The sequence below is a fragment of the Paenibacillus sp. MAEPY2 genome (assembly GCF_000499205.1).
GTDB classification, from domain to species: Bacteria; Bacillota; Bacilli; order Paenibacillales; family Paenibacillaceae; genus Paenibacillus; species Paenibacillus vandeheii.
Map to the genome: position 1 here is coordinate 133,416 of NZ_AWUK01000016.1, position 12,945 is coordinate 146,360.

The following is a 12,945-nucleotide window of genomic DNA, read 5'->3' on the forward strand; positions in this document are numbered from 1 at the left end:
AACAGAGGCCAATAGCTCCTCAACCATGGTTTGTTTTAACAAATGAGCTGCCAAAACAGTAGAGAACACATCTAGTAGAAATATGAACGCGAGAGGAAGATTAGATTGGGGAAGTTGAAGAAGGTATCTGCTACAATATTAGCAACATCCTTGCTTGCTGTTGGGTCGACTGAGGTAATGAAACTACCGGTAGCCTCAGCTGACGCACAGATCCTTAATTTTGTGACTACAGGTAATACATACGATGCTCCAACTCAGTTTAAGTCTGAAATTACCTCGGAATCAAGTTTGCTCTTATCCTGGAGTTATCTTGATGCACCGGAGTATAAAGTAACTAGAGATGGTGAAGTTATTCAGACGATTCAAAACTCTGGTCAAGAGACCCCTTCATTTGAAGACACAGGGCTGACTCTGGGTAATACGTACACTTACCAAGTCTACGCCACTAACGGAGTAGAATTAGGTGCAGCTGCCACTTTAGAGGTAACATTTGCTCCTTTAGCTAAACCTACAATTAATACACTTGATCCCGAATCTAATCCAAATAGATTTAGTTGGGAACCCATCCCTGGGGCAACAGGATATAATATTTTCAGAGACGGTTTTTACGTAGGAACTAAGCTTCCTGATGAAAAGCTGATTTGGCATGAAGCGGGAATCGAACCAGATAAAACTTATACTTATAGTGTGGTAGCTTTAAATGGTGTCTTGGAGAGTGAGCCTGCTACGGTCCAATTAACGACGACACTTGAACGAATTGAACAACCTGCTAATACTATAGCGACTGTAATTGGTGAAAACTCGATCAAGGTAAGTTGGGACCAAGTGCCATATGCCACTTCTTACAAACTATACCTTACTGGATCTGCCGCAAATTATTTTGAAAGTCAAGTAATTTCAGATCATGAATACATTTTTACAAATCTGCGCAAAGGTACAACTTACACAATCGCTGTAGAGGCTAAACGTGGAGATCTAACCAGTACAGTGAGTCGAGTAGTAGCTACAACTGAAGGTGCATTAATTCCCTTACCTACTAATTTGCAGTGGCAGGCGAATGATCAAGTTGGCGTAGATTTATCTTGGGATGCTGTGGAAGGAGCATCTGGTTATAAAGTATATAGAGATACGGATTATGTAAAAACAGTTACCTCCCCTTCGTTCCATGACTGGGGACTTCGATCAAATTGGACTTATGGTTATGAAGTATCGGCTATACAAGGCGACATTGAAGGGCCACGTTCGAATATAGTGGCTATAACAAAACTGATGGATGAAATCCCTATTCCTATCCCCTCTCTTAAAGTAACAGGGAAAACTTACTCGTCTGTAAGTTTAAGCTGGACAGAAGTTGATGGAGCAACAAATTACGGTGTTTACAGTGGTGGTGACCATTCAGATATCATCCCAAAAAACGCAAAGTTGGTTTACTATGGTCATGATCTGGAAGCCATAGATACAGGTCTAATAGCAAACACGGAGTACGATTACTATGTGTATGCTTACAAAGGAGGGAGTCGTAGTGAACCCGCTAAATTAAAAGTGGTGACAGCCCCTGTTGAGGTTGTAATTATACCTGAACCAACACCTGACTCTGGTTCCAATGGGGGTGGTGCCGGTGGATCATCTAGCGGTTCTAATGCTTCTCCATCAGGAACTGGTGTAACAACACCAACAACCATAACTCCACCTGATACGAGCTCGACTTCAACTGAAACAGAAACAGAAACGAATCAGCAGCCTACACTAATCGAACCTTTACCCATGCAATTCAAAGACCTTTCTAGAGACCACTTTGCAAATGTGTCTATTAATAGATTAGTATCTGATGGAACTATTAAAGGGTATAAAGATGGATCGTTTAAACCAAATCAAAAAGTGACTCGAGCTGAGTTTATATCTCTACTGGTTCGTGCTCTGAAGCTTGAAAATACTGAGAGTTACAAAACAACTTTCACTGACGTTCACTCTAGTGCCTGGTACATAAACGAGCTCTCAATTGCTCTACAGATAGGCCTTATCAAGGGATACTCTGATAACACTATTAAACCAAGTGAAGGAATGTCACGTGAACAAGTAGCAAGTATGGTTGCCGATATACTGGTTAAAGCAGGTAAAGTAGGAAAACCAGCTGATCTTACCAAGTTTAAAGATGAGCTCAGCAGCTCTACTTGGGCTAAAGAAGGATTGGCAATTGCTGTCTCCTCGGGCATCATGTCTGGTTATAAAGATGGAACTTTGCGTCCAAAACAAACAGTGACCAGAGCAGAAACAGCTGTAATCATTACTCGATTGCTTGATGCATTGTAATAAATGAATGGCCACCCTACGTCAACACTTGACCTAGGGTGGCCTTAATTATATATTTTTAAACCTTCTCACTCACTGCTCCTGATCGGATGTAGTTGTTTAGGCTAATAATGAATTCTCGATTAGTAGGTTTACGCTCATATCCAGGAAATACAGACTGAAAGTAACTCTCTCTGCCTTTTATCTTCCCCCATGTAGTAATAATAGAGTGCCTTATGGAACGTTCAACATTAGCTGGACTTGTATTCTGCTGTTCAGCAATTAATTTGTAAAGCAAGGTACTACTTATGTTTCGTTTATAATAAAGAACCGACATTGCCTCTACTAAGAATTTATGTCCTTGATAACGTGATGTTAAACCGAGCTTATGTAATGTCGTCATTGCTGCTTCTCTATGTAATGCAGCCGAATCATCACGAATATCCTTCGTAATTTCGATCATCCTTCCATCTCCGCATATCTTAAATATCTGTAGTTTATTTTCCGGTAGACCGGCAAATTCATCATTCTTTGATATAATCGAGCCAAGCATCTGCAGATCTTGATATGTTGTATGTTCCAATTCCTCCATTTCCACAATTAACTTTTGAATGGATTGGGTTTCATCAACCCATACATAGAAGTATTTGGCTATCGTCATGTTCATTCCCCTATTCGTGCAGTATTTTAGTTGGAGCTGGATATGCTCACACTGGAGAAAGAAAAATCCGCGCTCATACTGAGCACGGATCCTGAGATACTTCTTATGCAGTTAAGCGATATTTCTCATTTGTTGTAACAAAGAATCCGCAAAGGAGATGATATTCTCCTGCTGCTCATCAGTCGCATTTTGCATTACAGCAATCACTGTCGGTTTCATATCACGCAAATACAACAAATGCATTCCCAGGGCCCGTGCAATGGCTTGTTGCTTTTCAACTTCGTTTAGGCTTTCCTGTAAGTAAATACTTCGGTATCCGTTGCATACAGCCGCCATTCCCAAAACGATTCCTTTTGGAAGATCGATGGGATCTGGATTAATCGTGATTCCTTCACCATAAGCAATACTATATAGGTCGTCCGTTTGATATTGATTGGTCAGTGCTCTTACTTTCTCATTGATTGTTAAATTCATTTCCCGTTCCCTCCATGATCAATTACATTCATACAATATATATAGTACCTAAGTATCTTGTCGAATAATTTAAATGACGATAAAGCACGCTTCATGTCATCTCTACAAGGACTATTTTACCAAATTCAAAGAGAGTAATGTACAGGTTTTCGTCCGGATAAATAACTATTCATCAGGATAAAAACATCTTGGTCACGATGAACGCTCATAAAAATCGTAAGCAAATATCTCATATAATCCTTATGTCATACATGATTGCCAATTATTATATTCTTCTTCGAATTGCATTAGAGTAAAAACAAGTAGAGAAAAAGGACCTTCCTCTTGGGCAGGTCCTTAAATACCATTGTTTCGCAATTACGCAGTTCATTAGCTGTCTTTCGTTGATTTTCTAACATCTAGCATTATGAAGAAAGAAGTGGCTTGTTCATTAGATTCCACTTTGTGTTCTCCGTTGTATTGTTTTACAATCTCCTGAACAATCGCCAATCCAAAGCCTCTTTCACTTGTTGTAGAATTATCACCATTTGTGTTAGTTACATCAATAGGTTTGGTAGAGAAGCCTCGTTCGAATAATTTGGCCTTTACGTCCTCTTCAATTTCCGGACCATTGTTAATGACAATGATTTCAATATATGAATCATATTTTTTGCGTAAGGAGAAAAACACCTTCCGATCACTTCCCCGTAACTGCACTGCATCGAAAGCATTATCAATAAGATTAGAGATCAATCTGCTAAGATCTATTTTCTTAACCTCTTCGAATGTCTCATAATCTATTTCTGCATCAAAGTCAATTTTTCTGGACTCTGCTACTTTTACTTTACTCCGAATAAGCTGACCTACATACGGATTTTTGGTTTTGATGGTTAAATCAATTTCTTTTAAATCCTTATAGATCTCCTCCATATAATCTTGTGCTTCCTGGAAGTGTTTAGATTGAATTAGCCCATGCAAAACATTTACGTGATTACGCATATCATGTCGTGAGGAATCCATTGAAATCATTAATGACTCCATATTCTCTATAAAAACTTGCTCAGTCGATCTTACATCTTCAGCAGCCGTTTGGTTTAGTTTGTCGATCATCTTAGCCATACTGCTGGTCATATCGTTTATGATTTCACCAAGGGAATCGAGTTCATTCTTCTCGTTGATTTGTACCGTTCCAGAGAAGTCCCCTGCAGCTACCTTTTTCAAATGCGACTCCAGCTTTTTGATTGGTTTTAGTCTTTTCTGCACAACAATAAAAACACTAAAACCAATGGCAACGATTGCTAATAAATTCGATATAATGGATAACCAGGTTACAATCCTAGATAAAGCCTGCTTACTATCCGCATTAAAGACAACAATGGCTGCTTGATCGTTATTGATAGGGAGAAATGCCTTCGTCCATTCATCCCCATTTTTACTGAAGGGAACGGTAATACTTTTATTGTATTTGAGTAGTGCTATAAGATAATCTTCATCCGTCTTATCTGCATAAGTATACTTTCCGTAAACTGTTGGATGAATTTCATTGTTATCTGTTTCAAAAAGCGTTTCTCGGTTTAAATATTCATGGATGTCTATCACTGCGGCCTCTTCAATGCTTGGGCTGCTGCCAAGAATACTCTCTATCATTTTATTGGAGTTCACCAGATTAACCGCCTGTGCTGTAACAATGCCGGCATCAACAGTCAAGACAAATTCATTTCGTAAAGAAACATGTTCAACTGTGAGTTTAAGGTACTCTCCATCGGGCATAAGCATGTATGGACTAACCCAGACGTTATCTACAAATGATCCTTCTAAATTGGTTAGATCTCGATTTAATACGCTTTCGTAGAACCCCACGCTATTTATTCTTGGGTCTATATCGACCAGTTCATCCCATATCTTAGGGTTAACAGCATGCACTACAGATGGTTTTTGATCAACCGGGCGTACAACGTAGGCACCATTTAAGGAATAGTTGTAGACCATTTTCGTCAGTTTTCCATTATTTAAAGCGTTCCCCTCACGAGCAAGATCCTCTACTAGTTTAGAAGACTTTGAACTGAGTTGATCGTTCAACTCATTTTCCAACGACTTATTCGTAGAAGCATTAATATTTGTAGCTAATCCGCTGACAGTAGCAATCCAGTCTAATGTATCCTTTACATGTTTATTTACAGAGCTGTTCAGAAAAGCGATTGCGGATATCACATTGAAAACAAAGATCACGATAATAATAACTAAAATGGGTAACATGACTTGCTTGTCTAGTTTCTTACGAGCTGTTAATCCAGGTATCATTGCAATATCACATCCGATAACTTATCTTACTTGAGCATGAGACCAAGCGGTAAGTAAATTTTTATCATTCTTCACATCAGGGCGCTGTAATTCAAAAGTGCTTCCTTTAAACACAATAGAATTCTGGTGAATTTCTTTAACCGCCCGGAGATTAACTAAAGTAGAGCGATCAACCCGATGATAATGATGCGGCAATAGAAAGTTGAGATACACTTTTAAGGAAATATGTGAGTGATATTCTTCTAAAAGGGTCTGTACGAGCTGATGCTTATGTTCTTTACTAGCTTGGATACATAGAACCTCAGACAACGGTATCTGCACGATCTTTAATGCATCATATATAGGGACCATGATTCCTCCGTCTTGAATGTACTGTTTGTACTGTAGGTGCTCTACTAGCTTTTCCACAGCCTTTTGAATACGTTCAAAAGTGTAAGGTTTACCAACAACATCAATAATTCCCACATCATACGTTTCCGGAGCCTCTGGGTTGGCACCAGTAACTAATATGGCCGGTAACTCTACGCCACGATAAGGTAGACGTATGTAGGTATCCAAACCGGATCGTCCGTCGCCTAACTCAATATCAAGGATTAACGCATCCAACTCATCCTTCAACTCAATAGCTACATTCAGTAGCTCTTGACTATCCCTGGCAACCCCTTTAACTTCAACATTCCCCATCGACTCTAAATGATGTATTAATATATCCGACTGTTGTGGTATGTCCTCTGCTATTAATACTCGAATCTTCTTATCCATTTATCCCTCACTCCAAACCTAGGTATAATTAGTTGATTTTATCGATTAACGATTAATAGATCCTCATCAGACATCTGTAACTGCATTTCAAGAAAAGCTCGGTTCTTACCCGCCACATGGGCTTTTTTACTCCATGGTTTTGGTTTCTCCTCAAAGTAGACAAGTCCATTTTTTATATCAAAAACCCGGATGTATGTTAGTTGAATATAATTCCGGTGGTCTAATCGAAGCATACGATTCTTCTTTAAGAACCGGCTATTGGAGAAGTCTTTCATTTTTTGTGGAGCCTGATAGGTAGTCCCGTTTTTATGATGAAATGTGATTGTGCGATTTACTGTCTCAATGAGTAGGCAGTCATCGATATTGATGTTAATTAATTCATTTTGGATATCATCGATAACAAGTGCAAATAACTCTAATGGTTCGTCTTTTGTTTGCAGCGTTAAATCTAAGAACTCACGATTGCGTTCAGCGACATGACCTATCAGACTACTATCATTGGGGTCATCATCGAAATATACGATCCCTGTTTCTTTAACAAAGTGTTGAATCGCCGACACTTTAATAAAATTACGATGATCCAGGCGAACAAGCTTCATATATTTCAAAAGAGTACTTTTATCAAAATCTTCAAGGCGTTGTGGTGATTTATATGCCTTTCCGTTTATATGATGAAATGTGATCGTGCGATTTACTGATTCTATATATAAGGTGTCTTCCATACGGATATTAGTGAGTTGCCCATTCTGATCTGGATCGTAAACTAATGCTAACAACGACAAAACAACTACCTCCCTAATCCATGTACACAATGTATAAAACTATGTACTTAGTCTAACACCGCAAGAAGTGTTCTACCATGCCACTTTACAGCTGTAAACTTATCTTTACTTCTAGGTTAATATATTGTATAATGCGACAGGTTTATTCACTCTGCTCATAATGATATGAAAAAAAGCACTCCTTATGAGGAGTGCTTTTATAGTTTTGGCAAAGCCAGAATTTTAGGTTTAAGGGCTTTAAAGTAGCTACCACCAACGTTAGCTTTCTTGGCCGATGTCTTAAATATGAGTTGATTCCATTTTGGATCATATCCCTTTGCCTGGCTCCAGTTAACCACATAAGATCGATCGGTTTTATAAAAGCCTGGCAGAGAGCTCAATTCTTTCAATGAACTCCGTATTAGGTACTTATCGTCTTTATCCGTAATCGCCCAAATTCGATTACCATCAATATCATCCGTTGAGAAAAAGATAATATCGTTTAGAACAACAAGTTTGGGGATGGTTTCGTTGGTCTTTTCATCGAGCTTGAAGACTAGTAAACGGTCTATATACTCGATTTGTCTTTCTTCGTCCGACATGTCACCACTCTCCTATTCGCCTAATTATGTATTATCTAAGAGAGGCTTAACAACGCTATCCTCCTCTCTTAAATGAAGCTATTTTTTATCCGGAGCTGGTGGTTCAAACAGAAAGAATTTATAGGTAGCTACAAAAAACACAGTCCCCATCATAATCGTTACTGCAGCGTATCTAGCGATGAATCGCTTTGCTTTCAACACGCCTACACCTCCCTTCAGTTTTATAATGGATTAAAGTCAAGCTTTGGAGAAACATGACTGTAATAAGATGATCATTTTGAAAAAGCGAAGTAGTTATGACAATCAGAGAAGCTATAATTTTGAAGACAATAGCTCTCTTCGCGGTCAATTGAATGGAATGCTTACTAGCGGATGCTGGAGCAAACCGTAAAGTGAGCCCTAACGTTATGATACACATTAAGATTGGAAGTATTCCAGGCAAAGGAAGATATCCTGCTACTAAAATGATGAATGTGGAAACCACAATACATTGGAGTGGAGTGGTCAAATGCAGACCACCAGTAAAAAATCTGAAAATCCCAAACAAACACATTGTTTGAATAAGCAACTTCAGATCGTTCAGAAGCACACCTAACAAAACGATAAGCACAATAATACTCATATTGTTCATGGAATTGATTAATGAATACATCAAATTATCTTTTGTCACATGACGGCCAAATACTTTTTCTTTGTCATTATAAAGAACGACCCAGGATGCAATACGATCAGCAATTACTTCAATCCTCATAGATATTTACGTCTACTCCCTCATGACTTTCATTATATTCTTTCACGTAGGACAATCTCATCATGACAATAAATAACAGCAACATGACAACCATCGAGACTAATAACATTGTATCTAAGTGAAAATATATACTAATGAGAGAAGCGAGAAATGCTAAGATCGCCAACATTCCTGTAAACAAAATTTGCTTATTTACACCTTTGTAAATCACTCTTTCTTTATATGAAAAGGGAACATATGAAAAACCAATATTAAATCTTCTCATTAGAAATGAAACAAGTAAACCACATAATACGGATGAGACTTGTAATATGTATGAGCTAATATGAAGGGCTGAAGTAGCATCTTCAATCGAAAAAAGAATTAACTTACTAGCTAAATAATTAATGACCATATATAATGCTACACCTTTTATGGTCATGGCAAATGAGTAGAAATAACCCACTCGGAAAATAAACCGAAACGTCAGAAAGATGGCTAACACTTGGAATCCCGTATCAAACAATAGAGGAAGTTGAAATCCTTCTCTAATCTCATATGAGCAATATGAGAGTACCGCACCAATTAAAAGCATAGACATGAAATAACGCTTAATATTGAAACGAAAGAGTACAAACGTCAGAATAAAAATAGTTGTAATCTCTAGCGTAGACAACACAAGAGAGATGGCCACTTGTAAACCGTAAGTCATTATTATTCTTCCTCGCCCTCTGAACGTGTACACTTTTCAACAATCATAGTTCTATATACGCATAACTATTATACTAGACTGGGAAGATTTTAACAGCAATTTCGACAAAAAATGTATTTCATTATTTACAACTAGGTTCTGAATGATCACAAAGAGTCCTTTTTTTCATACATAAATTAATTGGATCTTTGTAATTAGCAGCCCAGTTATCTCATTGATAAATGTTTAAACCAGAACAAAAAAAGACTCGATGAAAAAAATACGAGTCCAATAGATAATTCATTATGGTTGATCAGTAATACCCTTTAGATAATCCACGGATGTTTCAAGCACTTCAGCTAGAAGGTTCAGCTTGCTTTCATCCGGCATATACTTACCTAGCTCAATATGACTGAAGCGTATCTCCGACATTTTTATAATTTTACGGACGTCACGCTGGGTCATGTTTTTGCTCTTACGTAACTCTTTAACACGTCGGGCAAGAATGACATTGGGTTCGTTCGATTCCCCCGTAATTAAAGCGACTTTTGGAGCCTTCTCAATTTCTAGATGTGGTGATAATTGAATCAATGTATTTGGATCAATTTCTAATGCTGTACCAATCTTATAGAGCGTATCGTATGTCGCTGGGTGCTGGGTGCTGTTCTTTTCAGCGAGTGAAAACGTTGATGATGATATACCAGCCAACTCAGCAGCTTTCGTTATTGTTAAACCGTTTTGCTTTCTTACTGCAGCAATTAACTCGCCTGCAGATTGATGATTACTTGTGGCCACCCGTACCTCTCCCCCATTCCAATCTATAGACTGAATTAAATTAAATCATTTATGTATTTTGCAGCAATATCATTTTATGAATTCATCATTGTACTGTCAAATTTAAAAAAAGCTTAATGCTTAAATTGGCCTCCATCTCTTTTACTAATAGGTTGGTGCAGCATACTGTACCGGAGAAGATACTTCAGCATGAGGGATAAATGTTACTAAGCGGATATTAAAGTTTACTGCCATATTAAAAAACTCCTTCTTTAAATGATTTTAGGCGGGGGTATAATGAGAAGATTTGAGTACCCCATCTCAAACCTTTCATTCTCACCTTCACTTAATAGGAGTTTTCTAGGCTTAGAATACAACCAACATTAGTTTGAATTTTAAAAATAACACCCTAAGTCTTTAGGGTGTTCATACCAATTACTTCATAATACCGAAGGTATCGCTTTCAAAATGATATTTGTATGTTCTTTACCTGATTGATTAGCTATCAGTAACGGTTTTTACGATTTTCATCAAAAAGTATATTTAATCGATGCATCAGCATTCTATCACCAGTTTTATCCGCCAAAGAATAAATAGTAGATTTAAACTGGTTATAGAAGTCTTCTATGTTCCAGTATCTCTCTATCCGAGTTATTAATCCATAAACAAGGTTGCACCAATTCCAATGTTCTTCAGTTATCTTACCTGTAGGTAAAGGAAAGAAGTACTGCTTTTGTTTTATGAATTCTGAGATTTCTATCTTGATCAATTCATCCGTATTAGACATAACAGCATCTTGCAGGCCATTGAGACTTTCAATATTATTGTATTCACAACTGTTAAATTGGAGGTTTACATTAGAAGCCGTCTTTCTAATATACTCAGATCTATACCTATCCTTAATTTTTGAAATTATTTTCCTTACGTCTTCACTCTTGATATATTACCGTTAACACCAAATAAAATATTTGGTTGAATTAATTCAATTATTTCATTTTCGCTGATACCAAAATTAACTGATAAAACCTCACACCACGAGAGTGCTGATGTCAGATTTGCAATAATATCAGTAATTTTTTCATTTCCCTTTAGGTTACGAATATAGGAACGGGTATTATCAATCATCACCTCTACCTGTGACTCTGAAGAATAGAAGTTATGTGGTTCCTCTTGATGATTATTTATATTAGTTATTAAGCTTGTTATATCTTCTTTAGAATAAGAACCTGTCTCGAACCAATTTTTTATATGAGGGAAAACTCCTCTACACATATCATTTTCAAGTGAATCCTTTAAGATATGGTGAGATAGATAAAGTATATCCCCGTTATCTATACTATACATTGTATTAAAAAGTTCATTCTTGGGATTAGAATCTAAAAGCACCATTTCCCCTTTGTGCTCAACTCTAAAGAATACAATGGCAAAGCACATACGATAAAGATCAGCCCTCGTAAATTTATCTGTGAACTGTTCTTCTCCAAGTATCTGAGTTACCTCATCTATAAAATTGCGTATTTTCTCAAAAGTCCTTAAATTTCTAAATTTAAGATTTCTAGAAATATTCTCAACAACTTTCCATACCTCATCTCCCAATATTGCCTTAGGTGCATCTTTAGCATATTCATCAATGGTATACTCTCTATCGATTGCTTTTTCCTTGAAATTATCAAAATCACCTTTATGATCATTACTAATATGGTTCGTAGCAGCTACTATGACTATCTTTATGTTTTCAATTTTAGAAAGACTATCAATTAATCCGAAAATCTCTTTAATATCTAGAGCATCGTGTCTCCGCTCCAGATCATCAAATACAATGATGAAAGTCTCTCTTTGTGTTAACTCCTTACTCAGAGCTTTCAGCATGTTTTGTATGACTGGTACCGACAATGATACTCCGGAAATGGAGATGTCGAGACTATTCATTTTTTGCCTGACCAAACTAAAGCTCTTTTTAAATTTTCCTTTAGGAGCACGATCTAAGATCTGAAAATAGATTTCTTGAATAACTGTATCCACATCTTTTTTTCCAAAGAGAGATACATAGCAAGTATTAGAATAATCGTTAATGAAGTCACTTATATATTTAGTCTTCCCAATTCCCCATTCTCCATTAATCAGGACTTTTTTATAGTTCGAATCCATGAATTGCTGAAGGTATTCTACAATTTCATTTGCTCTCAATTAATTTAGCCTCCCACTCCTGTTAGTTAAATCCCCAAATACCCTTCAGTCTATAATAGATCAACTACTGAAAAAAATGCATATAGTCTTCAGTGGAATTATGATCTACACCATGAACTATTGTTAGATATGTCGTAATCAAATCATTTCCTAGTTCTTCATACTGGGCCATATTCAGGGGTTGAATATCATAGTACTTGATAAATAGGCTTCTCATTGCAGCAATAAAAGCTTTTTCATCTTCTTTATCGGTTTCTAGATATACTAACTCACCCGAAGATACGTCTGCATGTGCACTTCTAGTCGCTATGGCATAGTCAAGAAGATAAAGTAATTGAATAGGAGTGTACCCCCATTCTTGACCCTTAAAACAGTTATCCATGTTCATTGCTATACCCTCTATTTTTATTTGCACATGTGTATCAAATGTATGAAAACGCTCTGATATTTTTCTGCATGCTGAATATTCGCTAAGTATTTGCCATGCTAAATTAGTCACATTATTCGCTCTTATTGATTCATATTCTTTATATCCATATTTCAAATATATACTTACACCATCTTTGGCATGTTCTAATTCATGAGCAAAAACTTCACGAAACTTACTATTCTGTTCTTCTTCATAATCTTGAATGTACCCTTCTCGGCCAATTCCCAGTATGAGTGATTGAATTCTTATTGTTATAAATAATTTTTTATCTACAACCTTGACTCCACAATCACCTGAACCATCA

At 37.0% G+C, this 12,945-nt stretch carries 13 protein-coding genes; 1 reads left to right on the forward strand and 12 read right to left on the reverse strand.

All coding sequences use genetic code 11. The features are described 5' to 3' along the window. Positions 1-105: 105 nt before the first annotated feature. Positions 106-2,310: an S-layer homology domain-containing protein gene (locus tag P364_RS0115000; RefSeq protein WP_024630922.1), complete on the forward strand. Its 2,205-nt coding sequence runs from the start codon at positions 106-108 to the stop codon at positions 2,308-2,310. 58 nt (positions 2,311-2,368) lie between these two features. Here the strand turns inward: P364_RS0115000 and P364_RS0115005 are convergent, their stop codons facing one another. The 12 genes from P364_RS0115005 to P364_RS37575 all read right to left on the reverse strand — a co-directional run. After that, positions 2,369-2,950, reverse strand: a complete 582-nt coding sequence (locus P364_RS0115005; RefSeq protein WP_024630923.1) for a sporulation initiation factor Spo0A C-terminal domain-containing protein — start codon at positions 2,948-2,950, stop codon at positions 2,369-2,371. 111 nt (positions 2,951-3,061) lie between these two features. Then, positions 3,062-3,424, reverse strand: a complete 363-nt coding sequence (locus P364_RS0115010; RefSeq protein ID WP_024630924.1) for a hypothetical protein — start codon at positions 3,422-3,424, stop codon at positions 3,062-3,064. A gap of 369 nt (positions 3,425-3,793) precedes the next feature. Beyond that, positions 3,794-5,704, reverse strand: a complete 1,911-nt coding sequence (locus P364_RS0115015; RefSeq protein WP_024630925.1) for an ATP-binding protein — start codon at positions 5,702-5,704, stop codon at positions 3,794-3,796. 21 nt (positions 5,705-5,725) lie between these two features. Then, a complete protein-coding gene (locus P364_RS0115020; RefSeq protein WP_024630926.1) occupies positions 5,726-6,466 on the reverse strand; it encodes a LytR/AlgR family response regulator transcription factor in 741 nt (246 codons plus the stop codon). Positions 6,467-6,504: 38 nt separating this feature from the next. Then, entirely contained in the window at positions 6,505-7,248 is a 744-nt protein-coding gene (locus tag P364_RS0115025; protein ID WP_024630927.1) for a hypothetical protein, read from the reverse strand. A gap of 197 nt (positions 7,249-7,445) precedes the next feature. Beyond that, positions 7,446-7,829, reverse strand: a complete 384-nt coding sequence (locus tag P364_RS0115030) for a LytTR family DNA-binding domain-containing protein (RefSeq protein ID WP_024630928.1) — start codon at positions 7,827-7,829, stop codon at positions 7,446-7,448. 78 nt (positions 7,830-7,907) lie between these two features. After that, on the reverse strand, positions 7,908-8,030 hold the full coding sequence (locus tag P364_RS38480; protein WP_268870895.1) for a hypothetical protein: 123 nt from the start codon (positions 8,028-8,030) through the stop codon (positions 7,908-7,910). Next, on the reverse strand, positions 8,002-8,580 hold the full coding sequence (locus P364_RS38730; RefSeq protein ID WP_024630929.1) for an accessory gene regulator B family protein: 579 nt from the start codon (positions 8,578-8,580) through the stop codon (positions 8,002-8,004). The genes P364_RS38480 and P364_RS38730 overlap by 29 nt, the downstream gene beginning before the upstream one ends. Then, on the reverse strand, positions 8,570-9,271 hold the full coding sequence (locus P364_RS0115040; RefSeq protein WP_024630930.1) for a hypothetical protein: 702 nt from the start codon (positions 9,269-9,271) through the stop codon (positions 8,570-8,572). Before P364_RS0115040 ends, P364_RS38730 begins: the two co-directional genes overlap by 11 nt. 282 nt (positions 9,272-9,553) lie before the next feature. Beyond that, the gene (locus tag P364_RS36200) at positions 9,554-10,045 is read right to left on the reverse strand and encodes a helix-turn-helix domain-containing protein (RefSeq protein ID WP_052016625.1); all 492 of its coding nucleotides are present in this window, start codon (positions 10,043-10,045) and stop codon (positions 9,554-9,556) included. 900 nt (positions 10,046-10,945) lie between these two features. Beyond that, positions 10,946-12,211: a P-loop NTPase fold protein gene (locus P364_RS0115060; RefSeq protein WP_024630933.1), complete on the reverse strand. Its 1,266-nt coding sequence runs from the start codon at positions 12,209-12,211 to the stop codon at positions 10,946-10,948. Positions 12,212-12,275: 64 nt separating this feature from the next. Further along, positions 12,276-12,945: hypothetical protein (locus P364_RS37575; RefSeq protein WP_029881014.1), on the reverse strand; the 670-nt coding region annotated here is incomplete at its 5' end.